Genomic DNA, 25,997 nt, shown 5'->3' with positions numbered 1-25,997 from the left:
TCTAATAATATAGCTGAATATCAGCAATTTAATCCTTAGTTTTATTTTTGTTACAAAGGATTATATGGCGATAGAGATTTACTCAGGAAATTTTGGAACAAAAGAAATAAATCACCTCTTAAAACGTACACTATTTGGCGCAAAAAGAAGTGATATTAACAGTGTTGTGGGAAAATCCGTAACACAAGCAGTCGATTTACTTCTAAAAGATCTTCCACTCCCAAATCCACCCATAAATAATTATAACGATACCGGATATACCGATGCAAATGTACTGCCTGGCCAACCTTGGGTAAATGCCATTTATACAGACGGAACGGCAAACAGCCGTAGGGTTGGATCTTTTAAAGCTTGGTGGGTTAGTCAAATGTTGGCTCAGCCCATTTCTATAACTGAAAAAATGACGCTCTTTTGGCACAATCATTTTTCTACCGAAGCCGATACCGTTGATGATGCACGTTACATTTACAAGCACAATAATTTACTCCGCAGTTTGGCATTGGGCAATTTTAAAACTTTGGTTAAACAAATAACCATCGATCCGGCAATGCTTAAATATCTTAATGGATACGTAAGTACAAAATCTGCGCCTGATGAAAATTATGGAAGAGAATTACAGGAACTCTTCACCATGGGAAAAGGACCAGATTCTAAATACACTGAAGCAGATGTAAAAGCCGCAGCAAGATTGTTAACGGGTTATAAAATCGATTCGGTAGCCATTACTTCTGTATTTGATCCTGCCCGACATGATGTTGCCGACAAACAGTTTTCTTCATTTTATAATGGTAAATTAATAAAAGGCAGAACTGGGGTAGATGGTGCGAAAGAGCTTGATGATTTGTTGGATATGCTTTTTGCACAGGTAGAATTGAGCAAATACATTTGTAGAAGACTTTACCGGTTTTTCGTTTATTATGAGATTACATCTGATGTTGAATCGAATATCATTACTCCATTAGCCGAAATTTTCAGAAACAATAATTACGAAATAAAGCCTGTACTCAAAGCTTTACTCACCAGCAGTCATTTCTTTTTAGCTCAAAACAGATCCTGCAATATTAAAGCACCTGTAGATTTTGTGGTTGGTTTGGCAAAAGAATTTGAAATTGTTTTCCCTGATTCAATAGATTATGTGAATGCCTATTACATGTGGGATTATTTGCGTTCAACAGCATCTAATCTTCAACAAAATCTAGGCGATCCACCTAATGTTTCTGGTTGGCCGGCTTATTACCAAATTCCTCAGTTTTACGAACTCTGGATAAATTCTGACACCTTGCCAAAGAGGAATATTTTTACCGATCGATTCATTAGCACTGGCTATACCCGAAACGGAAAAAAAATTGTAATTGATGCAATTGCCTATACTTCGAAATTTAGTAAGCCAGAAGATCCCAATGTATTGGTTGATGAAGCCTTATCTCATTTGTATACGATAGATGTTAGTCCGGAAGTGAGGGCGTTTTTAAAAAGTATTCTTTTAAGTAATCAGGTTAATGATAGCTATTGGACTACCGCCTGGCTTGATTATAAGACCGCACCGACAACGATGAAAACCACCATCGTTTTAACCCGTTTACAGGAGTTTTATAAATATATTATGAACCTTGAAGAATATCAACTCTCATGAAAAGGCGGGATTTTATAACTAAGGCAATGCCTGCAGGTGTGCTAATTCCGTCTCTAATCGGTGGTTTTTCACTCAAAGCTTTTGGTGCTTCAAGTTTACTGTCGGCCATTACCGCGGCCAGTCAGGAAACCGACCACGTTTTGGTAATTATCCAGTTAAATGGAGGTAATGATGGCTTAAATATGATTCTTCCATTGGATCAGTATGATAATTTAACCATTGCTCGTCCCAATATAATTCTTCCTAAAAATAAAATTATAAAACTTACCGGTTTTAATACCGGCATCCATCCAGCTATGTCGGGCTTAGCGGGATTATATGATGATGGAAAGGTTCAGGTGATTCAATCTGTTGGTTATCCTCAGCCCAATTTCAGCCATTTTAGAGCGACAGATATCTGGCTTTCAGCATCAGAATCTGATCAGGTTGTAAATAGCGGTTGGGCCGGAAGATATTTGGCAGAAGAATACACCAACTTCCCTATTGGTTATCCAAATGCGGTAATGCCAGATCCATTGGCAATACAAATTGGGTCATTCATCTCGCCTGCATTCCAAGGGCCATCAGTTAACATGGGAATGGCCATTTCAGATCCGGTTAATTTTTATAATTTAATTAATGGAATTCAATCTCCGGCGCCAAACACCAATGCAGGTAAAGAATTAACCTATGTAAGGCAGGTTGCGCAACAAACACAGCAGTATTCTTCTGTTATTAAAACAGCTGCGGGCAAGGTAACCAAGCAAGGCGTTTATCCAACAAATAATTCATTGGCAGATCAGCTAAAAGTAGTAGCCCGATTGGTTGCCGGTGGATTAAAAACCAGATTATACATGGTTAATATTGGGTCTTTTGATACGCATGCTTCTCAGGTAAATACTGGGTCAACCGAAACGGGAACACATGCTGTTTTACTACAGAAAGTGAGCGATGCCATTAAAGCATTTATGGATGATTTAAAAACTTTAGGCGCATCGAAAAGAGTAGCCGGAATGACTTTTTCAGAGTTTGGCCGACGGATAAAATCAAACGCAAGTAATGGAACAGATCATGGCGCAGCGGCGCCACTAATTGTTTTTGGAGATGCCATACAGGGTGGAGTTTTAGGTAAGAACCCAACCATAAGTGCTACTACATCGGTAAATGATAATATTCCGATGCAATACGATTTTAGGTCTGTTTATGCTACTTTATTGGAAAAATGGTTCTGTGTAGATAAGGCAACACTTTCTAACGTAATGCTTAAAGATTTCCAATCTTTACCCATTATTCAGTCCAGCACCAATTGCATGTCTACAAGTTTAGCGCAAGCCAATCATTTAAGTGGCGAATCGCTAATCACCAATTATCCTAATCCTTTTACAACTACGACCACCATTAAATATTACTCAAAAGGCGGCCATGTTCTAATTCAGGTTTTTAATACTATGGGCAGGTTAATGGCAACCGTTGTTGATGCGGTAAAGGAAGAAGGCAATTACAGTATCAATTTCGAAAATCAAAATTACGGGCCAGGCGTTTACTATGCCCGCCTTCAAAATGAAGAACTGCAACAAGTGCGAAATATGCTAATTGTATCTTAGTTACTTTCCTGCAATAAAATCCCCTAAATAGCTGCATTCTGTTGATGCCGTTTGATAAAACGTTGTTTTGCTATATTTTAATCTTAATTCCTTAAAATATGGATTGTTGTAATTGGCATGGATAAAATCTTTATATTTTACATCATCCTTATCGTAATAACCAAAAGAAAGCGATTGCGAATTCATAATAATCTGTTTCTGTGCACATTTGGCCAGCATAAAAGTACATTTTGCTTTAAAATCCACATTTGTACTTAAAGCCCTAGCCTTTAAATACCAGGCTTTTGCGGTCTGCGCTTTTTTATAATCAACATCATACGCATATTTTGGCAAACTGTAATTATCGTAAGACGACCAATCGTAGCTGATTAAAAACCAGCTGTTACCGAAATAACCCGTTTGGTAAACTGCATTAGCCATTTTATAATAATAAAGTGAAGCATTCTTTTTATCGCTTACCGTTAATTTTTGTAATCGAAGCATTTCAATCGCGAAAGATTTTTTCGTAATAGAAGTTTTTGATGTTACATATTTTTTAGGGTAATCATTTATGGTTTGAACAAAAGGATTTGCATATAATTTAGAGTTTTCCTCTTGAGCGTACCAATTTTCAGGAGTAAAATAGCTGTAGTTTGGAGATACTTTTGCAAACATTTGAACTGCTTTATCGTATTGGTGCGTACGCAGATAAGTGGTTCCATAAAGCTCATAAAAATCATCGTTCTTGAGTTGGTTTAATGCTTTTGCCAACAAAGCAGTCAAATCATTTCCAGATGCTTTAGTTTTATAAACGGCCAGGCCCTGCATACTTTTCGGCGTTAAATACTGTTGCCAAAAAGCTGTGGTTTGATAGCTCATATTTTGGAAAAGGGAATTTTCTTTTAAAGTTCTAGATGCCAAATCTCCCTTTACCATGGCCAGCGCTGCCTTTGCCGTATCGCTTAATTTAAGATAGGCGGGCGCTAATATTTGCTGATAAAAGTTTCTTGTAGTTCTACTAAATCTTTTATCCTCATTGTCCCAATCATTAACTTGATTTTTGTTTTCTTCGAATCGTTTTTCATCAAGCCATTTCAGCGTTGGCAATAACTCGTTCTCATTAAATGGATTACCTTTTCTAATGTTTTTTGCTTTTAGTAAAAGAGCTGTAATATGGTATTGGTCGCGTAATCTTTCTGAAAGTTTGTCGGGATTTAAAATCGCAAGATAATTCGAAGCCAAGAAATCTTTATTTTCCATCCAAGATAAATAAGCAGCGGTTAATGTGCCCAATTCTGGTTGTGGGTATTTCTTTTCCGAAGCAAGTTTTACGGCAAAGTTTCTGATCTCATTGAGGTGTTTCAGGTTTATGCTTTTAACACTATCCTTATATTTTTGATTGTCGCTATTCGAGAAATAATAGTTAAAAGATATTTTGGCAATGTCGTTATCTGCAATTAAAGCCTGCTCAAGTTTATTTACTTCTCTAACCAACAAGGCACCGTTTAATAAGCTATTGGGTTCGTACTGGTAAACTTTATTTAAGCTTTCTATATTCGATTCTGGATTTCCAAAGCCATTAATGGCCCAGATATTTGCCCTTTCCTTATTCGATTTGGCATATTTTAATGCACCATTTACCGGAGCGCTGTTGTAGTAATAATTTTTATAAGCCTGAACCCTTCTCTCTGGACTGCTCGCAAAAACTTTTGAAAAAAGATATGCAGATTCTTCTGGATTTCCTAATCTACGGATAGAACCCGCATACAATGCCAAAGCCCAACCTTTTACCGCACTATTATCTTTACTTGTATTTATAAATTTATCGTAAGTAGTTTTACTATCGTTGTGTAAACCAGCATAATGAAACATACGCTGCGCCTGATAAGCATAACGTAATTTAAGAAAACCGTCTTTTTCTGATGCTGTTAAACCCAATGCTTCCTTTGCCTTAACATCCATAGCCAAACTATCACGGGGTTTAGGATCCCAGAGGTTGAAATCAACATTTGCATAGGGCTCACAGTTTTTTGCAAAAAGGTAATATTTCAAAACATTTTTTTGTTTGCTTAAACTTTGAAGAAAGCTGTTTTTTTGTAAACTGTCCGGCAGTTCAGAGATTTTTCCTGTATAGTTTGCAAGCTTAACACTTGTTGCACTATCAGCTTCGTACATCACTTTGTGTACATCTTCTGCTTTAACATTTAAATAATTAGCCCATTCTTTACTGTTTATATCCGACTCATTTTCTACTTCTTCCTCGCTGTTTAAATATTGCATCTGATTAAATGCGAAGGATAAATATTCATCGCCCTGAACATTGTTATGAAAATAGGAAATATAATAATCATAAGGATCAACCTCTCCACCACAGGCGAAATTGATGGCAATTTCGCCAAAAAATGTAATCAAGAAAACGCTAAAAATTAGCAATAACTTTTTGAAAGTCTTCATTCGTAAAATGTTTTAAAAGGTCGGTGTCGAGATGATAGAAAACGAGATTTCGTTCTTCTGGTTTTAAATATCGGGATAAAAAACTGGATGTTGCAAGTAAACTTTCAGTAGAAGTTTCTTCCCATCTAATTACATCGCCCTGCTTTAATCCTGCTTTTGGATAATCAAATAAAAGCTGGTATAAATTCGAATTTTCCTGTTGCTTAAAAAGCTTTTTATCTAATAAAATTGCTTTATTTATGCGCTTAGAAATACCTGCATATTTTTGTTTTCTAAAAACCACTGCCCATTCAAAAATGGGTAAGGCTACATCAAGTTTTAGCGGATAGCTTTCTAAATAATCTTTGAGATAAACGTCAAGCTCATGCTGATTCAAAATGGAATTCTGATCACCATATTTTCTTAAATTACCCATATTGTAACACATGAGCATGGCTTTTTTAACTGGAGGAATACCACTCGATACTACATTTTTTACTTGGTGCAGTCTTAAAGTAACAGATAGCGTCTTGTTTTTCAACAGTGGATTGGCCTGCAATATTTTTAGGAAATCGAAATACTGGTTTTTAGTTGTTTTTGTCCAGTCGCAATCTATCTGCAGTTCGGTAAAATATGGTTTGCCAGCTTGCTTAACTTTAGCCTCTACAAATTTTGCCACTCGATTGGCAAGTATAATAACCTGTTGCGAGTCGATCTGATTAAACACATTATTTACCAAATATACAACCGGAATAATATCTATATTTTTGGGTAACGGATCAGAAAATTTTATGGGCGAAACTGGAACGGCTTGCTGTAAATCGGGATTAAAATCTACATCCATAATGCGAACGTAAAGCGATTTCGACTTAAATTGATGAAGACAGTTGGTCTCTGCTTTTTTGTTCTGATAATCGGTTCTCCAAAAATAAAATGTTGGGTGAGCAGGCATTTTTTGCTTACACGATATAAAGCAAAATGCAAAAATTATTAAAATACCTATCTTGCGCATATCAATTTAATTCATCAAAAGTAGCATAAAATGCGAGCAGTTTTACAAAGAGTTACACAAGCGAATTGTGTTGTAGATGGCGTTACAACAGGCGCTATTGATACAGGATTTTTAGTTCTTTTAGGGATTGAAGATGCAGATACGAACGAAGATTTAGAATGGCTTGCGCAAAAGATAATTGGCATGCGGGTGTTTAGCGATGAAAATGGATTAATGAACAAAGCCTTAGCCGATGTAAATGGTGAGATTCTTTTGATTAGTCAGTTTACTTTGTTTGCAGCCACAAAAAAAGGAAACCGCCCAGGTTTTACCAGAGCTGCCAAGCCAGACATTGCTATTCCGCTATATGAAAAGATGATCGAAAAATTATCAGCGCTGCTAGGTAAAAAAGTTTCAACAGGGGTATTTGGCGCAGATATGAAAATTAGTTTATTAAATGATGGCCCAGTTACTATTATAATTGACACCAAAAACAAGGAATAAGTATGACGATAAATGATGCGCAGGAAACCGTTGATCACTGGATCAAAACCACTGGAATACGTTATTTTAATGAATTGACCAATACTGCCATTTTAATGGAAGAGGTTGGGGAGGTTGCCCGGATTATGGCTAGAAAATATGGTGAGCAATCTTTTAAAAAGAGCGATGAAGATGTAAATCTGGCTGATGAAATGGCTGATGTGATGTTTGTACTTATTTGTCTTGCAAACCAAACAGGGATAAACTTAACCGAAGCTTTGGAGAAAAATTTGGTAAAGAAAAGTATTCGCGATGCGGATAGGCATAAGAATAACGAAAAACTTAAGTAAAATCTGCGTTTAGCCTACAAATTCCATTAATGTGCGATAAGCAACAAAACGATTTTTAAATTTTTCATTTAAATCTTCTTGCAACGCGGGGGCATAAACTTCTTGGTATTGATTATAATTTTCTAAATTTTCGGCTACATATTGTGCGCAATACGTAACGCCTTCATTTGGCGAATCAATAACTTTTAATAATCTGTTAGATACAAACATACCTGTTGCCATTACTTCAGGAATGTGAATTTCTTGCATCCATTGCAACCATTCTTCGGCGGCAGAATCATCTAATATTAAGGTTACGTTGTATAAAAGCATGTGGCAAAGATAAAGAAAAATGATAAACTTGGGTGAGTGGTTCACGTATCGGTTGGTGTCTCACCGACTGAAATATCAACAGAAAGTTCAATTTATGCAAATTTAAATTTAGTTCATAAGGTGACTTCAGCTTCAATAACACCCTTCCAAAACGCTATTGGAGCTGTCAAAGGTCTTAAACTCCATCCCCTCGCAAATTCCTAAATCTTTTTCTTGCTTCGGCAGTAAACATGCTTCCTGGATAATCAGTAATCAACTTTTGAAAGTAGATTTTGGCCTGTGCAATATCGTTAAGCTTTTTCTCGTATAAATCGGCCAGGGTAAATAAAGCATCATCTGTCCAAATCCCATCCTTAAAATCTTCTGTTACCTTTTTAAGAATTTCAGATGCTTTTTGATACTCGCCAGAATTAATAAATATTTTAGCCTTGCTCATCATAATGGCATCAGTAAGGCTATTTTGAGGATAAGCAATTGCGATGCTATCCATTTTTTTAACAGCCTGCTGTGGCAGATTTCTGAACAATAGCATTTCTGCATCTGCATACATTTTTAACGCATTACTATCTGCCGGAGTTTGTATATTATCGGTAATCAGTAAGCTTAAATTTAATGCATCATTGGCAATTAACTGGGAGGTTGCAGCTTTTAAAACCAAGCATTGCCCATTGCTATACTCAAAGTTGCCCTGATAAAATGAAAGTTTGGCGCTTCTAAAACGGGCTTCATTTCCAATCGCCTGTCCTTCAAATTGTTTGCTTACTTGTTCGTAAACTAAAAAGGCTTCCCAAGGCTGGTTGGTTAAAATATAAACATCGCCCAAATCCAATTTTAACTGACCAATATCCTGCGGATTTACACCCGGAATTTGCAATGCTTCCTCTAATCCTTTCTCTGCTTTTGCAGGCTGGTTTAGGTAATAAGCCTGCAACGTTGCCAGCTTTTTAATGGCGAACAAAGTATTTCTGTTTTTGCCATTTTCATCTATTAGAACCTGATAATCTTTGGCAAGCAAATCCAGATCAGTGGTATTGTATTTCCCTTTGGTTTGTAAACTATATTTGGTGTTAAGTGATTCTATTTTCGATGGCAAATAATATTGATTATCCTTCCCCTTGGTCTGCAAATAATCGTAAGCTTTAATCGCCGTTTCGTAAGCACCATTATCAACAAATGTATAAATGGCATTAAATAAAGTTCCGCCATCGGCTTTGGTGCGTTTATCAAAAGCAATTAACTGGCGAAGCGCCATATCATATTCCTGTTGTTGGATATAATTCCAGGTTAAAAGCTGAACGTAAATTTCTGCATCAGGTTGTTTCTGCATTTTCTTTAAAATGCCCGTTTGGAAAGTTTGATAATCTGTTTTATCCTCAAAAATATTGGAAAGAACAGCTTCAGCCTGAGGCAGAATTTGCGGCATAGAATCGAGCACATCCAAATACTCTTGCATGAGCATGGGTTTATCCTTTTTAAAACGATAGATGTTTAACAATTCAAAAGCAAAAAGCTGGTTGTTATCCAATAATTTTCTGCCCTGCTTAAAAGTTTGAATGGCCAGATCATAGTTCTCAAAACGATAAAAACTGTTGGCCAGCATCCTGATTTTGAATTCATCTTTTGGAAGCTTAGCAATTACCTCGTTAAAAATTTTATTGGCATTTTGAACATCACCTTTTTCTTGATAAAGCTTGCCTAAGGCAATTGGATAAACTTCACTTTGTGGTGATTGCTTCATCTGTTTTTTGATCATCTTTTCGGCAACATCGTACTTCTTTAATTTTAGTAGGGAATTAAAGTATAAATCGAAATAACCCTCGTTGGCTGGGTTAACAAGGAGTTTTTCTAAAATAACCGAAGCCTTTTCAAAATCGCCATCTTGATAATATTGAACAGCTAGAGCGCCATCATCACTTCCAATTTGCTGATTTTGGCGAAAAATCTGAGCATTCGCATTAATGCAGAAAATAAAAAGTATAGGAAAAATCAGATGCTTCATAACCCTAAGTTAAGAGTTTTAATGTAACATTTTAATTCAGTTTACGCTAAGGCATAAGTCTGTTTAAAACGTATTTTAAATGTTACCTGTATTTTATTTTGTCTATTTATTTTAAATCCTAAATTGAACCACAAGTTCATCAATAAGTAACATTGTTGGTGTATATCGTTGTAAAGTAATTGGGATACTTATTTTTGTCGTCCCGTGAGGAAATTATTTATGTTTAAAAGAATTATCGTATTGTTTTTGGTTGCTTTAATTTTTGCCTGTAAAGGCAACAATGATGATAAAACTATACCCGTTGATGATTTTTTTAAAACACAGGACAAAGCTTATTATCGCATTTCTCCAGATGGTAAGTGCCTTTCCTATCTAAAACTTCAAGATAAAAAACTCGATTTGTTTGTAGAGGATCTGGCATCAGGAAAGACCGTTCAACTTACACATTTGAGCGAGAAAAGCATTAGTTTTTACTTTTGGACAAGCAATAACGAACTGGTTTACTATACCGAAGATGAATCGAAAGAACGCAAATCAGATTTGTTTGTAATCAACAAAGACGGGAGCAAACAAGTTCAATTAAGCTCGAATGAGAAAACCCGTGTACGTGTAATTGAGGATCAGCTTATTGATGATAAATATATTATCGTAGCATCAAATAAACGCGATTCTACCGTTTTTGATGTTTACCGATTAAATGTTCGGAATGGCAATATGGATATTGCCGCCAAAAATCCTGGAAACGTTACTGAATGGATGACCGATAATAAAGGCGTTTTGAAAATTGCGGTTACCAGTGATGGCGTGAACGAAACGCTGATGTATCGCGAAAACGAAAGTCAGCCGTTTAAGCCCGTAATAACCAATAATTTCGAAACAACTTTGCAACCCATTGCTTTTTCTGAAGCGCAGGCAAATGTACTTTATGCCATTTCGAATGTAGATCGGGATAAAAATGCCTTGGTTGCCTTAGATTTAAAAACCGGAAAAGAGAAGCAGGTTTTATTCGGGAATGATACCTTAAACGTAGTTGATGCCAAATATTCCCGTACAAAGAAGAAAATGATCTTTGTAACCTGCGAAACCTGGAAAAAGGAAAAATTCTACCTTGATGACAGCACCCGGGTGGCCTATTCCAAAATTGATCATCTTTTGCCAGGTACAGAATGGAGAATAATGGATAAGGATAAAGTAGACAATGTTTTTATTGTTAGAACCTTTACCGATAAAAATCCTGGCTCTTATTATTTGTACAATGCAGGCGAGAATAAACTCAAAAAGTTAACGGATATCAATTCATCTATCAAAGAAGAAGAGATGAGTGAGATGAAGCCAATCAGTTATAAAAGTTCAGATGGCTTAACAATTAACGGATATTTAACCCTGCCAAAAAATAAAAAGGCAACTAATTTGCCAGTGGTAGTGGTGCCCCATAATGGACCAGGTTTAAGAAATACCTGGGGCTACAATGCCGATGTGCAATTTTTGGCCAATAGGGGATATGCGGTTTTGCAGGTTAATTACCGTGGCTCTACCGGTTACGGAAAGGCTTTTTATGCTGCAGGCTTTAAACAGTGGAGCGATAAAATACAAGAAGATGTTAATGATGGTGTTAAATGGTTAATTGAAAAGAAAATTGCTAATCCTAAAAAAGTTGCCATTTACGGTACAGGTTTTGGGGGTTATATTGCTTTAAATTGTTTGTATAAGAATCCCGATATTTATAGCTGTGGCGGTTCAAATTCTGGAGTAATTAATCTGTTTAGTTATTTGAAAACGATTCCTCCATTCTTAAAATCGAATTTGCAGATGTATTATGAACTTGTAGGAAACCCGATTACCGATACCGATTATATGCGTTTCGCGTCTCCGGTTTTTCATGCTGATCGATTTAAAACTCCGGTTTTTATCGCACAAAATCCTAAAGATCCACGTGTAAATGTTGCAGAAGGTGTTCAGTTTATAAAAGAGTTAAAGAAAAGGAATGTACCTGTAACCTATATCGAAAAAGAAGAAGGCCCAAACCCAGTCATGCGTCAGCAGGGTAGAACAGCACTTTACAAAGCGTTAGAAGAATTTTTACAACAAAACCTAAGCAAAAAATAGCTTATGGCCTTAGATAAGAAAAGTGGTTATCGTAAAAACTTCTCGCTCGGCGTAATTTTCATATCCCTAATTTCGATCCTTTTTATCCTTTCCTTATTTCTTGCTTTTAACTTCAGCAAGAAATCCATCGAAAATGAATTTGTATCAGAAAAGGTAAATGTGCTTGAGGAAAGTATTAAGCCCTACAACGATTTCTTTCAGAACAAAATGCCTGAGATTTCTTACTACAACGGATTTCTTGATTCGGCTACAGCCTCAAAATTTGTTGATACCGTTATTTTAAAATATCCCTTTGTATCTAAAATTACATTTTACGATACAGAGGTTAAAAATGTTCCCGTTAAGGATGGTATGAATGCCGGTCATTTGGCAATTGGACCAAAATCTATCTTTCAGTTTGGAAAATATATCAAACCAGATTCCATAAAATTATTTTCCGAAGAGAATACTAAATCTTTCAAGGTTGGCGATGATTTTAATGCGATGGCTTATAAATTGGTCACATTTGTCGACCAGCTTGATACGGCTACTGTTCCTTCTCAGGAAGAGCTCTTTACAAATTTTTCTGTAGTTTCATCAAACGATAATCGAATCACCTATTTAAATATTCCACGAAGAGAAGATTTAAAGGTTTACAAGGAAATGATGCAACGTAAGCTGGATCCAGCGCCCGTTTATCAGCAGGATATGCTTGTTTTTCAATTAGATGCCAATAAAATTAAGGTTGTTAATACAAGGCCATTATTGTATCAAACCATAAAAATTGAGCCTTTGACATATGATCCTATTGATACATCAGATGAAAATATAACTACCGAAATTGCATTGCCAGGCGCTTTTTCTGATTTTAAATTATATTTCACTTCATCAAAATCTTATATCAAGAAAGAAATTTTTATATACTTTATGCCAATTGCACTGGTGCTTTTATTGGTTTATGGGGTGCTTTTACTGGTTGCCTTTTTAATATATAGAAACCTGAACATCAACAGTAAAATGTTTAAGCTCCAGTACGATTTTGTAAATAACCTAACGCACGAATTTAAAACGCCCGTTAGCGTAATTAAAATTGCAGGAAACAACATTAAAAGCGCAACATCCCTCAGCCAGAAAGAACAGCAGCTCTATGGCAAAATTTTAGATGAGGAAGCCGATAAACTGAATGGACTGATGAACAAATTGCTGGCCTTTACACAAATTGAAAATAAGGCCATCAAATTAAATCAAGAAGAGGTTAATATTGTGGATTTTATTGAAAGTACCATAGAATCTCATACCTTAAAACACCCAGATTTTAACATGACTTATGAGGTTGTGGGTTTTAAAACCTTTATTACCGATCCGGTTTTATTAGGAAGTTTGTTCGATAATTTGGCAGAAAATGCATACAAATACTCTAAGCCCGCCAATAAAAAACTTCACATTAGCGCAAAACTAATAAAAGGTGTTTTGGTATTCCGTTTTACGGATAAAGGAATTGGTATAGCAGCTAGTGAATTAAATAATATATTTAAAAAGTTTTTCAGAATCCAGAACGAATACAACCAAATGGGAAGCGTTGGCTTGGGCTTGGCATTCTGCAAAGAACTCGTTAACTTTATGGATGGCGAAATTACCGTAAAAAGTAAAGTGGGTACAGGAACAGAGTTTAAAATTGTACTACCTTATAATAGTTAAAATTGAAATATTAAAAATCGAAATGTTTAAGTGTTGCCATACAACTTAAAGCATTACAACCCTAACAACACACAAAATGTCTAAAGAAGTAAAAATATTAATTGTAGAAGATGATGAAAACCTACGTTTTTTAGTAGCACATCGTTTAAAAACCGAAGGTTATAATGTACTTGAGGCAAATGATGGCGACGCAGGCGAAAGGATGATTATAGCCGATCAGCCGGATATTGTACTTTTAGACTGGATGTTGCCAGGCAAGCAGGGCTCTGATGTTTGCGAAAGCGTTCGCAAGCAGGGTTTCGAGAACTTAGTTATTATGATGACAGCCAAAGCGCAGGATGTAGATAAAATTGATGCTTATAATTTTGGCGCTTCTGATTACATTACCAAGCCATTTAACATGGATGTTTTGGTTGCCATGTTAGAAAGCAAGGTTAAATTTATTGTCAATAAAGACACGGCAGAAATCCACCGCTTTGGAAATATGGAGCATCATCCAAACATCCACACATTATTTAGAGAAGGTAAGAAGATCGAATTAACGATTCTAGAAAATCGGATTCTACTCTATTTCTTACGCAATCCGGGTAAGGTAATTAATCGTGATGAATTGATGTTAGTGGTTTGGGGTTACAACTCTGATGTAAATACCAGAACGCTTGATATGCATATCGTACGCTTACGAAAAAAAATAGAATTGAATCCAGATAACCCACAATTGTTGCAAACGGTTCGTGGTGTAGGCTATCGCTTTAACGCGGGGTAGAATGAATTATTAAATGAGAGAATTATTGAATGAGTGAATGTAATGGCGTGATGCAAATATATTCACTCATTTAATCATTCAAAATTCACTCATTTTTACGCCCTCTTCAACGTAAAAATTGTAATCTCTGGCAAAATCCCAACCCTACCCGGATAGCCCAAAAAGCCATAGCCAACGTTTACGTAAAGCTGTTGTTTCTGTTCCTGATATAGGCCCGCCCATTCTTTGTATATATATTGAACAGGGCTCCATTGATATTCTTTTAAACGAACGCCAAACTGCATTCCATGAGTGTGGCCACTGAACATCGCATCGATTTGAGGATATTTTTGTAAAACTTCGCCACGCCAGTGCGAAGGGTCATGGCTTAGTAGTAATTTAACTGGTAAATCATCAGTATTTTGAACAGCCAATTCCATTTTTCCATATTTGGGAAAACGACCCATTCCCCAGTTTTCGATCCCTAAAATTCCGATTTCCTCGCCATCAACTTTAAGTCGTCGGTTTTGATTCATCAATAAATCGTAACCCATTACCTTGTGTACATCGATAATATCCTGAAGATTTTTAACTTTTGCTGGTGATGATTCCTTTCCAAAATAATAATCGCCATAATCATGATTGCCTAAGGTAGAATAAACGCCAAGCGGTGCTTTAACCTTTGCGAAAATATCCTGATAATCTCTTACTTCATTGGTTAGATTATTAACCAAGTCACCGGTAAAAAATATGAAGTCCGGTTTTTCGGCAAGCAACATATCAACACCGCCTTTTACTGCCGTTTTATTATAAAAGCTTCCAGAGTGAATATCAGAAATCTGTCCCAAGGTAATGCCATCAAAAGCCTTTGGTAGGTTTGGCAGAATAAGATTTACTCTTCTAACCTGATAATCGTAAGCACCAGAAATAATGCCCCAGCTTAATGATGTTAAAGGAACGGCAGCGGCCACCAAACCTGCTTTAACTAAAAATTCTGAACGGGATATCGGTTCTGCCTCGCTGATTGGTTGGTCTTTTATTACTTCTTTTTTTCTGAAAAGTTTAATGAATAATCTTCGCAAATCATCAAGTATCAGAAACGGCAACATGGCCAATTTACAGGCAACAGTTAAAAAGAACGCCACTAAAATAATCGCTCTTAAAGTTAGAAACAGGTTTAAGTAAATCCCGGCAAATACGCCAATAATGAGTAAAATGCTGTATGTCCAATATAAAATTCCAAAGATTTTTTTTGTGGATGGTTTCCATTTTTTGAAAACAGAGACAATTGCTTTAAAACAGTAAACATCAAAAGCGATAATGAAAATGCAAGCAACAATTATTAAGGGTAATCTTCCCATTTCAATGGACTAGTTGTAAATAAAAAAGCTTTGAATACTTTCCTCCAATGGATAGAAAGTATTCAAAGCTAAACAAATTGTGTTATTTAATTATTATCTAAAATCATCTTCATCCTCTTCCTCATCAAATTCGGCGTTAAACAAACTGCCAAACATATCACTGAAACCGAAGCCTCCATTTAAGAAGTTTTTACTCAATTGCGAGTATTCTGCCAATCCATGGAGTACAAATTCCATTAAAAGTAGGGTCTGATTTTCACTCAGCTTTGGATGGAATTTCTTAACCAAATCATAAAGACTCGGCACTGCCATCAACGCTTTTTTGTATTGAGCATTTGTTAGGGTATCGGTAACATCCAAATTATTTCCCTCGGTAAACCATTCGGTAATTTCGGTATAAGGATTTGCGGTTTTGCTTTTCTTTGCTTTCTCTGGATCAGGGAAATAACGGGCAAACAAAGTTTTAACCGCTTTGCCAATTAAGGTTGTAGCAACATGCGCTGGCCCTTCCAATTCACCTTCGTAAACCAATTCTATTTTACCTGTTATCGCAGGGATAATTCCTGCTAAATCTGCCAAACGAACAACTGTGTTTTTTTCGCCTGAAATTAACATTCTGCGTTCAGCAGTGCTGATTAAATTCTCGTAAGCCGAAATGGTTAACCTTGCCGAAACGCCAGATTTCTGGTCGATATACTCACTTTTACGAGCCTCGAAGGCAATTTGTTCTACCAAATCTTTTACCAATCCATCCGCTTCGATATTTGTTTTTTGTTCATCGGTTAACTTCGCCTCCTGGAAAGTAATTTTACGCGAAATTTCGATGCTCTTAGGATAATGGGTTAAAATCTGACTTTCAATTCTGTCTTTTAAAGGCGTAACAATGCTTCCGCGGTTGGTGTAATCTTCGGGATTTGCTGTAAAAACAAACTGAATATCCAAAGGCAATCGCAGTTTAAAACCACGGATTTGGATATCCTTTTCTTGCAACATATTAAACAATGCAACCTGAATTCTTGCCTGCAAATCGGGCAGTTCGTTAATTACAAAAATGCTTCTATGCGCTCTAGGAATTAACCCAAAATGGATTACCCGTTCATCGTTATAAGTCAACTTTAATGTTGCTGCTTTAATGGGGTCAACATCGCCAATCAAATCGGCAACGGTAACATCGGGCGTAGCTAATTTTTCGGTATAACGTTCGCTGCGGTGTAACCAGGCAATTTCAGTAGCATCGCCTTTGGTTTCAATCTCGTTTTTTGCATACCATGAAATAGGATTCAACGGATCATCAAAAATTTCGCTTCCGGCAACATATGGAACATATTCATCCAATAAGTTAACCATTAAGCGGGCAATACGTGTTTTCGCCTGACCGCGTAAACCTAAAAGTAAAATGTTATGGCGAGAAAGGATTGCTGTCTGTAACTCAGGGATTACCGTTTCATCGTAACCGATAATGCCCTCAAATTCAGTTTTTTTATCTCTGAGAACCTTAATCAGATTTTCTCTCAGTTCTTCTTTAACGCTTCTTGATTTATAATTTGTTGCCTTTAATTGGCCTAAAGTTGTGTTTCGCATCTTTTATTTGAGTAGGATAAAAGAGCAAAGAACAAAGACCATTCGGCATAATCGAATGACCATTGTTCCTTGATCTTTGTTCTTTTATCTATTTAACTGTTTTTCTTCTGTTCTTAATGTAATCTTCAAAAATGTATTCACCCAATCCGTTTAGCGAACTATAGAAAGCCCTTCCGCCGTTAATTTCAGTAAACTGGCGCACAAACTGTTGTAAGTAAGGATCTTTGGCAATCATAAACGTGGTAATGGGAATTTTCAAACGCTTGCATTGGGCCGCCATATTTAAGGTTTTGTTAATCACCTTTCTATCCAAACCCATACTGTTTTTATAATACTTGCCATTTTCTTTTAAACAGGTTGGTTTCCCATCTGTAATCATAAAAATTTGCTTGTTATGCGTTTTTCTTCTTCGCAGTAAATCTGCCGCCAATTCCAAACCTGCATAAGTATTGGTATGGTACGGGCCAACCTGTAAATAAGGCAAATCTTTAACCGTTATTGGCCAGGCATCATTTCCGAAAACTACAATATCCAGTGTATCTTTCGGATATTTTGTTTTAATGAGTTCGGCCAGAGCCATCGCCACTTTTTTTGCGGGCGTAATTCTGTCCTCACCGTATAAAATCATCGAGTGCGAAATATCAATCATCAACACCGTAGAAGTCAGGGTTTTGAAATCCTTTTCTTCAACCTCTAAATCCCTGTCTGTTAATGTAAAATCGCCTATTCCGTGGTTAATCTGAGCATTTTGGATAGAGGCCGTCATGTCGATCTGGTCCAGACTATCGCCGAAACTATATTCTCGTCTGTCTGCATTTTTTTCTTCGCCAATGCCACTTTGGTTGCTATTGTGATTTCCGCGACCCGATTTTTTCAGCTTTCCAAAAATTTCATCTAGGGCAGATTTACGAATTGTTTGCTCCGTTTTGGCTGTAATTTTAAACTCTCCCGATTGATTATCTTCAGTCAGGTAGCCTTTATCTTTAAGGTCGTCGATAAAATTCCCAATACCGTAATCATTATTGGTTAATTTATATTGTTTGTCGAGTTCGTTAAGCCAGCTTAATGCCTCAGCTGCATCGCCTGAAGTATAATTTAGCAATTCGCTAAATAATTTCAGCAACTCATCGAACCCACCCTTTGGCGTATCGCCGGGCTTATAATCAGAAAAACGAAAACCTCTCATGTAATTGTATTAACGGATTACTAAAGATAAAAGTTTCGATTTGGATTAATTTAAGCGGGGTGTCATATTTGGAGTGGCTAGCCGAAAGCCGATACTGCCTACCGAAAACTAATTTGGGCGTTCCCCAAGCTGCGCAAGGGTCGGGCTTTTCAGGGCTTCGCTACGCTACGGTACCGATGAAAAATCGGTACTGAACCCTTACAATCCCTAACGCAAAACCCAACGTACTAATTAGGATGTCTAATAAAACTTGTAACCGTTGACTGGTCCACGGCAATGAATTGATGTTAAAGCCTTTATGCGGCCTTCATTGCGAGCTACGAAGCAATCTTACTATGATCGATATAAAAACCCATAGCTTTACGATTGCTTTGTGCTCGCAATCACGAGATAATAATTTTCCGTAGCAGAAACTACCCCAACGCCATATGGTAAATCTTCTTGTTATACTCAGGGTTTGCGCCAGATTGAGATGCTACAAAAGCACCAACCTTACAGGCATTATCTAAAGTGGTTTCCATTGGGTAGCCCTGCAAATAACAAGCAATAAAAGTGGCCAAGAAAGCATCGCCTGCGCCAACAGTATCTGCAACCTGAACTTTGTAGCCCGCATGCTTAAACAATTTCCCATCTTTTAAAACGCAGGCACCTTTACCGCCTAGGGTTAAACAAATAATTTCGATGTTGAATTGTGCCGATAGCTGTTTTAAAATTTGTTCATCCGTATTGCCCGTCAAACCAAAAGTATCGCGAACCCAAATAATTTCGTCTTCGTTAATTTTTAAAATATCAGCCTTTTTTAAAAGTTGATCGATTAAATCCTTTTCAAAAAAAGGCGCACGAAGATTAATGTCGAAGATTTTGGTTTTGGCATTTTCTAAAAGCTCAAGTATTGTTTTCTTTGATCTTTCATCACGGCAAGTTAAACTACAATACACCAATGCATCAGCTTGTTTAACGGCCTCGATATTATCATCGGTAATTTTTATATCATCCCAGGCAACAGGTTGTTTTATCGTATATGTTGCCTGATGGTTTTCATCGAGCTGAACAACTACGGTGCTCGTAGGCAATTCCTCATTTACTTCAATTAAATCCGTTGTAAAATGGTTCGAATCAAGAAAGCTTAATAACTCTTTTCCATTATCATCATCGCCAACAGCGCTAATAAAACCGCTATCTATACTTTGCTTGTGTAGATTAAGGGCAACGTTCATACTGGAGCCGCCTGCTTTTTTGCCTTCTGGGAAAACATCCCAAAGTATTTCGCCTATTGTGATAACTTTATTTTGCATGGATTAATTTTGGAAATGTAAAGAAACAATTTTTACCGGCGTAAAGAAATAAATGTTTTAATATCTTTAAATTATAATTATGATGCTCAACATGAGAAAAATTTTAGTAACCGTATTATGCTTAATTGCTACTAACACTTTTGCACAAACACCAAAAGATAAACAAGCCATACTTAACGTGCTCGAAAATCAAAGACAGGAATGGAATAAGGGCGATGTTGTAGCCTACATGCAAGGTTATGCCAAAAGCGACAGCTTACTTTTTGTTGGTAAAAGCGGACCAACTTATGGGTGGCAAAAAACTTTAGATAATTACAAGCGTGGTTATCCTGATAAATCTGCAATGGGCTACTTATCTTTTGGCATAAAGAAAGTAGATTTTTTAGGTAAAGATGTTGCCTTTGTTTTGGGTAGTTGGAATGTTAAGCGTGATAAAGATGAACTTAAAGGTTTCTTTACCTTGCTGTTTAAGAAAATTAATGGACAGTGGAAAATAATTGTAGACCATTCGAGTTAGGATAAATTTAAGATGCAGGAGGGAAGGTGGAAAATGGCCGAGAATGCTCATGTTGTCAGCCTGAGCTTGTCGAATACCATATCTTTCGACAAGCTCGAGATGACAAGTTGAGAAACTATTCCCCCAATTTAAAACCCTTATAATAAAAATCTTTGTCTTCATCTGTAATCTGACGGATAATTCTACATGGATTTCCGGCAGCGAAAACATTATCCGGAACATCTCTTGTAACTATGCTTCCTGAACCGATAACCACATTTGAGCCGATTTTTACCCCTGGATTTATAACTACATTTCCGCCGATCCAAACACTGTTTCCAATTGTAATTTCTTGAGCCCATTCAAATTCCTGATCGCGAAGATGTGCATGTATAGGGTGGCCGGCCGTATAAATCGACACATTTGGCGCAATAAAAACATTATTGCCAATGCTTACTTTGGCACAATCTAAAATAACAAGGTTAAAGTTTGCATAAAAATTATCTCCAATTTCAATGTTATAACCATAATCGCAACGAAAGGGAGGTTCTACGTAAAACATCTTTTCGGTTTTACCAAATAGCCTTTTTAATAGTTCTTTGCGTTGTTTAATGAACTTGGGAGCAAGGTTATTAAATTCGAAAACGATTTCCCTTGCCTTTAATCTCTCCTTTGAAAGTTCTGTGCCACCAGCTTGGTATGCTTTGCCTGCTAGCATTTTTTGTTTTTCAGTAAGTATCTCGTTTTCCATTTTTCTATATATGATTGGGCTAAAATACGCAAGTTAGAAACAAGTGCAATATGTGTTTCGATTGGGTTAAGTTGTATCCGATAGTTTTGATAATAAAAACGGGGCTATCGATATATCGATAACCCCGCTGAAATTGCTTTCCCCAAATTCTTTAAACGAAGTTGGAAAGGTATTATTTTATGGTCTGCCGTTAGCCAATGCTTTTTCAGCAATTTTTACCGCTTTTTTCTCTCTCCAGTGTGCGTACTTTTCTTTAAAAGTCATTTTTATCAAACTATCAATCGCACCGTGGGTAAACAAACTCCAAACACTTGCTACCTTACGGGTAATAGATTGATCCCAGGCACGTAAGCTTAATGAAAAGGAACCATCCAAATATTTCATCCAGTGCCACATTCCTGTAGGCATAAATAAAGTATCGCCGTGTTCTAAGAAAACCTCATAACCTTCAACACCGTTTAAAGCTGGAAATTTTTCGAAATCTGGATTGGCAACATCGTAATCTTCCAAGGCATAAGTTGCATTCGGTAGGCAATACAGTCTATCTTTCCATTTATTATCAAAAAGAACAATGTGTTTTCTTCCGCCAAAATGGGTATGGAAGATATGAGGCAAATCGATATCGTAATGTAAAAAAGTTACAGAATTAGATCCCCCAAAAAACATTGCAGGCATGCTTTCGATAAAACCACCCATTAAATCTTTTGGGATTTTTACATCATTAATTAAGCTTGGAACTTTTTTAAACAGATTAAAGAAAAATATTCTCAGTTCAGTTGGTTCACGTTTAATCAGATCAAGATAATCGCCAAATTTCATATGCGCAGTAGCCGCATTAATGGGTTTTGATGGATCTGCTTTTGAATTATCATAAAGTGGCACTTCTAAATCGCCACCAATTTCTTTTAAATATTCTGTTGTCCATTTATCTCTTGCAGGCCAATCTTTAGTTAAGCCTCTAATTACTAATGGGCGTTTTGTTTTCAGATAATTTTTTTTAAAATCTTCTGGAGTAATACTCTCGACGATGTCTACTGGTTTTAAAATGAAACTCATGCGCTTAAAATCGGTTATTTGTGGCCGAATAACAAATGTGTAAATTTTATTTTACAAATTGAATATCCGGGAATAAATGTGACGAAAATTACTTAATTGGAAATTAATACTTTGTTAACACTTGATTACTGCTAGGCAAAAACTTTTCTGTTCGCAATAGCTACATATGCAGCATCCCACAAATCTATTCTTTTCTGCAAAGCTATTTTAGTTGTTTCTTCTGCTTCGAGCCAGAAATTTTCATCGTTCGAACAAAGTTTTTCTGTCATAGATAAAGCTAAATGACTATGGTGATCTCCATCAACTTCGATATGGCGTTCTAAGTAATATTTAAAAATAGAGACCTTATCCGGTTGGGTGCTATTTAAATCGTTTACCATACTAAAGAACATGTTCGGAATTAAATCTTCTCTTCCAAAGGTAAAGCTTGCTGCCTGCAGATGCGCCTTGTTGCTGTTAATGGTTTCGAAGGTAGAATTAACAAAATCTTTGGCCGCAAACGGAACCTGAGCAAGCTCAAAAGCCATATCAAAATCTCGCCCCTTTTGTAAAGAATGCAAGAAATTAGTTATGGGCTCTACGTTTGCGCCACACTGTTTCATGGCATCTAAATACAGCTCGAAATGGCTTTTTATATTTCCATCGGCATCAACATCACTTTCTTCGCCTGCAACAATTTCATTTATCAACTGACGTGTAACAGCATCGCCAACCGGAAACCATGGTAAAGTTGTACAGGTTAAATTGATTTGCAAAGCTTTTAAAAGCGACATGAAATCCCAAACCGCAAAAATATGGTGTTCCATAAAAATCTGAAGATCTTCAATTTCGCTAATGGCCGAGTAAACTTTGTGGTTAATAATCTGTTGCCTTAAAGGCGCTATATTCTGCTGAATTTTAGTAATGTTGGGATGCATCTATCCTAATTATTGTATGTTGAATTTTTAAACGAGAGGATAATTCAATTATTTATTGCGTGCAAATCTAAGTACTCAATTATATGTATTGCCACTTTAATAAAATCTTGAATAAAAACTGACAAATAAAAAAACGCTTCTGCCGAAGCAGAAACGTTTCCAGTTATAATTATAGGGATGTGATAATTATTTTGGCATTAAAACGGTATCAACCACATGGATTACACCATTTTTTTGATAAACATCAGCAATAGTTACAGTGCTCGTTCCACCTTTTTCATCTTTAAGAACTAACTTTTTGCCTTCCATCCAAGCCCAAAGTTTACCGCCTTCTACGGTTGTTAACTCAGCTTTACCACCACCAGCTTTAATTGCAGCTGCAATTGCTTTGCTATCCATTTTGCCCGCTACAACATGATAAGTTAAAATTTTTGTAAGGGTTGCTTTGTTTTCTGGTTTAACTAATGTCTCAACAGTACCTTTTTGTAATTTGTCGAATGCTTCGTTTGTTGGAGCAAAAACAGTAAATGGTCCAGCGCTTTTCAAAGTTTCTACTAAACCGGCAGCTTTAACAGCAGCAACAAGTGTGGTATGGTCTTTAGAGTTCACAGCATTGTCAACAATATCTTTAGTTGCATACATTGCAGCACCACCAACCATTGGGTTTTTTTGAGCGTAAACTTGAGTTGTAAATGCCATTGTAACTACGGCAATTGCAGATAGGATTAAATTTTTCATATTTCTTATTTTAAGTTTCTGTTATTTGATTCCATTTACGAGGGCTTACGGATACTTGGTTTTTTTGAAATCGAAAAAATTATATAAAATATTGATAATTAGAAGATTAAAATTTTATTTAATCTTTTTTAGGGACATTGCGGTGGCGGATTTATGTTTTGTGCACGCTGGGTTATAAGTCCAGGAATCGGAAAAAGGATTAAAAATCCCGACCAACACTAGGCTAATTAATGTTTGACGATGGTCGGGAAATGTTTTCTCGTCCTTAAAACTGTGGATTTTCAATCCACCTAAAAAATGAAAATTTAAGCTTTATGTAACCTTGGCTTCTCTAACTTTTTTTGAAAAAATGCGTGGGAAAAATCTTTTCAATAAAACAGCTTTTGTTTCCTTGCCACCAATATACACCTCCTCTTTCTTCGCACTTACTGCTTTTACAATTTCCATTGCACAGGCCTCGGCAGTCATTCCATTTGCTTGCGCATCATCCATAGTGCCTTGGCTTTTACCCGTTGCAGTAAGTGCATTTATAGAAACGTTGGTTTTTATAAATCCTGGGCATACAATTGTTATGTCTATATTTTTGTCAAAAACTTCAGACCTTAACGAATCAAAATAGCCATGTAAGGCATGTTTCGACGCGGAATATGCTGATCTAAGTTTTGTTCCAAATTTGCCAACCAAGCTACTGACTACAACAATTTGTCCACCGCCATTTGCAATCATAACGGGTAATACTGCCTTGCTTAAAATAACTGTTCCCCAAAAATTGGTTTTCATTATCAGTTGCTCGGTAGATAAATCAGTTTCTAAGGCCAATCCCCGCTGACTAACACCACCGCTATTAATTAAAAGATCAATCTTTCCGAAAATTCGGATTGCATCTTCTGCCTTGCTTTTTAAACTTTTGGTTTCGCTTAAATCAAATGGCAAAACATGAACATTAAAAGAATTTTGGCAATTGCTTTTTACACGGAACAATTCATCGCGGTTGCGGGCAGAAATAATTAATTTATCTCCAGCTTTAAAATATTTATAAACAAGCGCCTCGCCAATTCCAGAAGAAGCACCAGTAATCCATACAATTTTAGACATATAAATTTATTTTGAATGATCGAGGGATTGAATGAGTGAATGTTAATTATGTCTGATATGTTCAGCAAATCTCTAACTCACTCATTCTCTAATTCAATCACTAATTACAAACAATTCCGATGCAATATGATCGGCAAAGAGCTTTCCGTTCTGTGTAAGTTTTATATTATCTTCTGTTATTAACAACCAATCTTTATCCTCAAAATTTCTAAGGTTGTGCTGTGTTTCCTCGAGGAAATCTTTGCCAAAATCGTTCTTTATTTTTTGCAGGTCAATTCCCCACATGGTTCTTAATGATGTCATAATATATTCGTTAAAACGATCTTTCAAACTCAATTCTTCTATAATTTCTGGAAGTTTGTTGGCATCTAATTTTTCCATGTATAAGGCATTATTCGCAGGATTCATATATCTGTTCTGACCATCAAAACCATGAGCGGATGGTCCAATTCCGATATAATCAACACCTTTCCAATAGTTTGTATTATGCACTGCATAACAACCCGGCTGAGCGAAGTTTGAAATTTCATAATGCTCAAAGCCAGCATTTTGGAGCTTTTCTATTAAAATTACAAACTGTTCTGCACTTTGATTATCACTTACAGGAATTTGTTTTTTATTTTTTATTGCATGCGCTAAAGCTGTTCTAGGTTCAACAGTAAGTGCATAAGCAGAAATATGAGGAACTTGTAAGTCGATTGCTTTTTGGATGTTCGTCAACCATTTGGCATCCGTAAGTAAAGGATATCCGTAAATTAAATCGAGTGTTAGGTTTTCAAAACCAGCATCCTGACTTCTTTTAATACTGTCTTCGGCTTCATGTGCATTGTGTGCCCGATTCATCCAAATTAAATCCTCGTTATAAAAAGATTGAATGCCAACACTAAAGCGATTAACGGGAAGTTGTTTTAGCTCTTTGAGTTTCTGCGCCGTTAAATCGTCTGGATTGGTTTCGATGGTAATTTCTGCATTGGCATCAACAGAAAAAGTATGATTTATAGTGTCAAAAATCTTTTGAAGCGAGACTTGAGAAAGTATTGATGGTGTTCCACCGCCCAGATAAATACTTCCAACCTGGCCGATTATTCTATCTTTTTTTAGTTTGATTTCTTTGCAAATGCTTTCTACCATTTCATCAGCATATTTTAAAGAGGTGCTGAAATGGAAATCGCAGTAGTGGCAAGCCTTTTTGCAGAAGGGAACATGGATGTATATACCGGACATTAATGC

Annotated in this window: 22 protein-coding genes; 8 read left to right on the top strand and 14 right to left on the bottom strand. The window is 36.4% G+C overall.

Annotation, left to right across the window (positions count from 1 at the left end; translation table 11 throughout):
* Nucleotides 1-64: 64 nt before the first annotated feature.
* Together DF947_RS15775 and DF947_RS15770 are read left to right on the top strand one after the other, a co-directional pair.
* Nucleotides 65-1,633, top strand: a complete 1,569-nt coding sequence (locus tag DF947_RS15775; RefSeq protein ID WP_109930997.1) for a DUF1800 domain-containing protein — start codon at nucleotides 65-67, stop codon at nucleotides 1,631-1,633.
* Entirely contained in the window at nucleotides 1,630-3,216 is a 1,587-nt protein-coding gene (locus DF947_RS15770; protein WP_109930996.1) for a DUF1501 domain-containing protein, read from the top strand. Before DF947_RS15775 ends, DF947_RS15770 begins: the two co-directional genes overlap by 4 nt.
* Here DF947_RS15770 and DF947_RS15765 read toward each other — a convergent pair whose 3' ends face one another.
* Together DF947_RS15765 and DF947_RS15760 are read right to left on the bottom strand one after the other, a co-directional pair.
* Nucleotides 3,217-5,649: a hypothetical protein gene (locus tag DF947_RS15765; RefSeq protein ID WP_109930995.1), complete on the bottom strand. Its 2,433-nt coding sequence runs from the start codon at nucleotides 5,647-5,649 to the stop codon at nucleotides 3,217-3,219.
* The gene (locus tag DF947_RS15760) at nucleotides 5,615-6,580 is read right to left on the bottom strand and encodes a hypothetical protein (RefSeq protein WP_240615395.1); all 966 of its coding nucleotides are present in this window, start codon (nucleotides 6,578-6,580) and stop codon (nucleotides 5,615-5,617) included. The genes DF947_RS15765 and DF947_RS15760 overlap by 35 nt, the downstream gene beginning before the upstream one ends.
* Nucleotides 6,581-6,670: 90 nt before the next feature.
* Here DF947_RS15760 and dtd point away from each other — a divergent pair, with 90 nt between their 5' ends.
* Both dtd and DF947_RS15750 read left to right on the top strand, forming a co-directional pair.
* Nucleotides 6,671-7,123: a D-aminoacyl-tRNA deacylase gene (gene dtd / locus DF947_RS15755; protein WP_109930993.1), complete on the top strand. Its 453-nt coding sequence runs from the start codon at nucleotides 6,671-6,673 to the stop codon at nucleotides 7,121-7,123.
* Nucleotides 7,124-7,125: 2 nt separating this feature from the next.
* On the top strand, nucleotides 7,126-7,452 hold the full coding sequence (locus DF947_RS15750; protein ID WP_109930992.1) for a nucleotide pyrophosphohydrolase: 327 nt from the start codon (nucleotides 7,126-7,128) through the stop codon (nucleotides 7,450-7,452).
* 9 nt (nucleotides 7,453-7,461) lie between these two features.
* On the opposite strand, the gene DF947_RS15745 is transcribed toward DF947_RS15750, so the two are convergent.
* The gene (locus tag DF947_RS15745) at nucleotides 7,462-7,764 is read right to left on the bottom strand and encodes a DUF4286 family protein (RefSeq protein WP_109930991.1); all 303 of its coding nucleotides are present in this window, start codon (nucleotides 7,762-7,764) and stop codon (nucleotides 7,462-7,464) included.
* Nucleotides 7,765-7,939: 175 nt separating this feature from the next.
* Complete coding sequence (locus DF947_RS15740) at nucleotides 7,940-9,763, bottom strand: tetratricopeptide repeat protein (RefSeq protein ID WP_109930990.1); 1,824 nt, start codon at nucleotides 9,761-9,763, stop codon at nucleotides 7,940-7,942.
* A 219-nt stretch (nucleotides 9,764-9,982) separates the two neighbouring features.
* On the opposite strand from DF947_RS15740, the gene DF947_RS15735 reads away from it, so the two are divergent.
* The 3 genes from DF947_RS15735 (at nucleotide 9,983) to DF947_RS15725 (ending at nucleotide 14,312) form a co-directional block, all read left to right on the top strand.
* Nucleotides 9,983-11,869: a S9 family peptidase gene (locus DF947_RS15735; RefSeq protein ID WP_109930989.1), complete on the top strand. Its 1,887-nt coding sequence runs from the start codon at nucleotides 9,983-9,985 to the stop codon at nucleotides 11,867-11,869.
* A 3-nt stretch (nucleotides 11,870-11,872) separates the two neighbouring features.
* Nucleotides 11,873-13,546, top strand: coding sequence for a sensor histidine kinase (locus tag DF947_RS15730; RefSeq protein WP_109930988.1), 1,674 nt, complete (start codon nucleotides 11,873-11,875; stop codon nucleotides 13,544-13,546).
* A gap of 76 nt (nucleotides 13,547-13,622) precedes the next feature.
* Complete coding sequence (locus DF947_RS15725; protein WP_109926527.1) at nucleotides 13,623-14,312, top strand: response regulator transcription factor; 690 nt, start codon at nucleotides 13,623-13,625, stop codon at nucleotides 14,310-14,312.
* Between the two features lie 95 nt (nucleotides 14,313-14,407).
* On the opposite strand, the gene DF947_RS15720 is transcribed toward DF947_RS15725, so the two are convergent.
* The 4 genes from DF947_RS15720 to DF947_RS15705 form a co-directional block, all read right to left on the bottom strand.
* Nucleotides 14,408-15,652, bottom strand: a complete 1,245-nt coding sequence (locus DF947_RS15720) for a metallophosphoesterase (protein ID WP_109930987.1) — start codon at nucleotides 15,650-15,652, stop codon at nucleotides 14,408-14,410.
* A gap of 93 nt (nucleotides 15,653-15,745) precedes the next feature.
* Complete coding sequence (locus DF947_RS15715) at nucleotides 15,746-17,233, bottom strand: sigma 54-interacting transcriptional regulator (RefSeq protein ID WP_109930986.1); 1,488 nt, start codon at nucleotides 17,231-17,233, stop codon at nucleotides 15,746-15,748.
* 88 nt (nucleotides 17,234-17,321) lie between these two features.
* Nucleotides 17,322-18,419 (bottom strand): vWA domain-containing protein, encoded by a 1,098-nt coding sequence (locus DF947_RS15710; RefSeq protein WP_109930985.1) that lies wholly within the window; start codon nucleotides 18,417-18,419, stop codon nucleotides 17,322-17,324.
* 413 nt (nucleotides 18,420-18,832) lie between these two features.
* Nucleotides 18,833-19,714 (bottom strand): carbohydrate kinase family protein, encoded by an 882-nt coding sequence (locus DF947_RS15705; protein WP_109930984.1) that lies wholly within the window; start codon nucleotides 19,712-19,714, stop codon nucleotides 18,833-18,835.
* 91 nt (nucleotides 19,715-19,805) lie between these two features.
* Here DF947_RS15705 and DF947_RS15700 point away from each other — a divergent pair, with 91 nt between their 5' ends.
* Entirely contained in the window at nucleotides 19,806-20,231 is a 426-nt protein-coding gene (locus tag DF947_RS15700) for a YybH family protein (protein WP_109930983.1), read from the top strand.
* A 115-nt stretch (nucleotides 20,232-20,346) separates the two neighbouring features.
* On the opposite strand, the gene DF947_RS15695 is transcribed toward DF947_RS15700, so the two are convergent.
* The 6 genes from DF947_RS15695 to hemW form a co-directional block, all read right to left on the bottom strand.
* Entirely contained in the window at nucleotides 20,347-20,961 is a 615-nt protein-coding gene (locus DF947_RS15695; RefSeq protein WP_240615394.1) for a sugar O-acetyltransferase, read from the bottom strand.
* Between the two features lie 177 nt (nucleotides 20,962-21,138).
* Complete coding sequence (locus DF947_RS15690) at nucleotides 21,139-22,017, bottom strand: cupin-like domain-containing protein (RefSeq protein WP_109930982.1); 879 nt, start codon at nucleotides 22,015-22,017, stop codon at nucleotides 21,139-21,141.
* Nucleotides 22,018-22,148: 131 nt separating this feature from the next.
* On the bottom strand, nucleotides 22,149-22,934 hold the full coding sequence (locus DF947_RS15685) for a DUF3050 domain-containing protein (RefSeq protein ID WP_109930981.1): 786 nt from the start codon (nucleotides 22,932-22,934) through the stop codon (nucleotides 22,149-22,151).
* Between the two features lie 186 nt (nucleotides 22,935-23,120).
* Entirely contained in the window at nucleotides 23,121-23,672 is a 552-nt protein-coding gene (locus DF947_RS15680; RefSeq protein WP_109930980.1) for a fasciclin domain-containing protein, read from the bottom strand.
* A gap of 312 nt (nucleotides 23,673-23,984) precedes the next feature.
* Entirely contained in the window at nucleotides 23,985-24,767 is a 783-nt protein-coding gene (locus DF947_RS15675) for an SDR family oxidoreductase (RefSeq protein WP_109930979.1), read from the bottom strand.
* A gap of 93 nt (nucleotides 24,768-24,860) precedes the next feature.
* Nucleotides 24,861-25,991, bottom strand: a complete 1,131-nt coding sequence (gene hemW / locus DF947_RS15670; RefSeq protein ID WP_109930978.1) for a radical SAM family heme chaperone HemW — start codon at nucleotides 25,989-25,991, stop codon at nucleotides 24,861-24,863.
* Nucleotides 25,992-25,997 lie beyond the last annotated feature (6 nt).

Origin of the sequence: Pedobacter paludis, from assembly GCF_003173575.1 — a bacterium.
In the GTDB taxonomy this organism is placed as follows: Bacteria; Bacteroidota; Bacteroidia; order Sphingobacteriales; family Sphingobacteriaceae; genus Pedobacter; species Pedobacter paludis.
Note: the sequence above shows the minus strand (reverse complement) of the source record. Positions and strands in the feature narration are given on the sequence as shown.

Bases quoted from the DNA above. Each gene is read 5' to 3' on its own strand.
- DF947_RS15695 (WP_240615394.1), bottom strand. From the start codon at position 20,961: ATGGAAAACGAGATACTTACTGAAAAACAAAAAATGCTAGCAGGCAAA.
- DF947_RS15710 (WP_109930985.1), bottom strand. From the start codon at position 18,419: ATGAGAGGTTTTCGTTTTTCTGATTATAAGCCCGGCGATACGCCAAAG.
- DF947_RS15720 (WP_109930987.1), bottom strand. From the start codon at position 15,652: ATGGGAAGATTACCCTTAATAATTGTTGCTTGCATTTTCATTATCGCT.
- DF947_RS15705 (WP_109930984.1), bottom strand. From the start codon at position 19,714: ATGCAAAATAAAGTTATCACAATAGGCGAAATACTTTGGGATGTTTTC.
- DF947_RS15760 (WP_240615395.1), bottom strand. From the start codon at position 6,580: ATGCCTGCTCACCCAACATTTTATTTTTGGAGAACCGATTATCAGAAC.
- DF947_RS15690 (WP_109930982.1), bottom strand. From the start codon at position 22,017: ATGAGTTTCATTTTAAAACCAGTAGACATCGTCGAGAGTATTACTCCA.
- DF947_RS15725 (WP_109926527.1), top strand. From the start codon at position 13,623: ATGTCTAAAGAAGTAAAAATATTAATTGTAGAAGATGATGAAAACCTA.
- DF947_RS15675 (WP_109930979.1), bottom strand. From the start codon at position 24,767: ATGTCTAAAATTGTATGGATTACTGGTGCTTCTTCTGGAATTGGCGAG.
- DF947_RS15750 (WP_109930992.1), top strand. From the start codon at position 7,126: ATGACGATAAATGATGCGCAGGAAACCGTTGATCACTGGATCAAAACC.
- DF947_RS15745 (WP_109930991.1), bottom strand. From the start codon at position 7,764: ATGCTTTTATACAACGTAACCTTAATATTAGATGATTCTGCCGCCGAA.
- dtd (WP_109930993.1), top strand. From the start codon at position 6,671: ATGCGAGCAGTTTTACAAAGAGTTACACAAGCGAATTGTGTTGTAGAT.
- hemW (WP_109930978.1), bottom strand. From the start codon at position 25,991: ATGTCCGGTATATACATCCATGTTCCCTTCTGCAAAAAGGCTTGCCAC.
- DF947_RS15740 (WP_109930990.1), bottom strand. From the start codon at position 9,763: ATGAAGCATCTGATTTTTCCTATACTTTTTATTTTCTGCATTAATGCG.
- DF947_RS15685 (WP_109930981.1), bottom strand. From the start codon at position 22,934: ATGCATCCCAACATTACTAAAATTCAGCAGAATATAGCGCCTTTAAGG.
- DF947_RS15680 (WP_109930980.1), bottom strand. From the start codon at position 23,672: ATGAAAAATTTAATCCTATCTGCAATTGCCGTAGTTACAATGGCATTT.
- DF947_RS15700 (WP_109930983.1), top strand. From the start codon at position 19,806: ATGAGAAAAATTTTAGTAACCGTATTATGCTTAATTGCTACTAACACT.
- DF947_RS15770 (WP_109930996.1), top strand. From the start codon at position 1,630: ATGAAAAGGCGGGATTTTATAACTAAGGCAATGCCTGCAGGTGTGCTA.
- DF947_RS15715 (WP_109930986.1), bottom strand. From the start codon at position 17,233: ATGCGAAACACAACTTTAGGCCAATTAAAGGCAACAAATTATAAATCA.
- DF947_RS15730 (WP_109930988.1), top strand. From the start codon at position 11,873: ATGGCCTTAGATAAGAAAAGTGGTTATCGTAAAAACTTCTCGCTCGGC.
- DF947_RS15775 (WP_109930997.1), top strand. From the start codon at position 65: ATGGCGATAGAGATTTACTCAGGAAATTTTGGAACAAAAGAAATAAAT.
- DF947_RS15765 (WP_109930995.1), bottom strand. From the start codon at position 5,649: ATGAAGACTTTCAAAAAGTTATTGCTAATTTTTAGCGTTTTCTTGATT.
- DF947_RS15735 (WP_109930989.1), top strand. From the start codon at position 9,983: ATGTTTAAAAGAATTATCGTATTGTTTTTGGTTGCTTTAATTTTTGCC.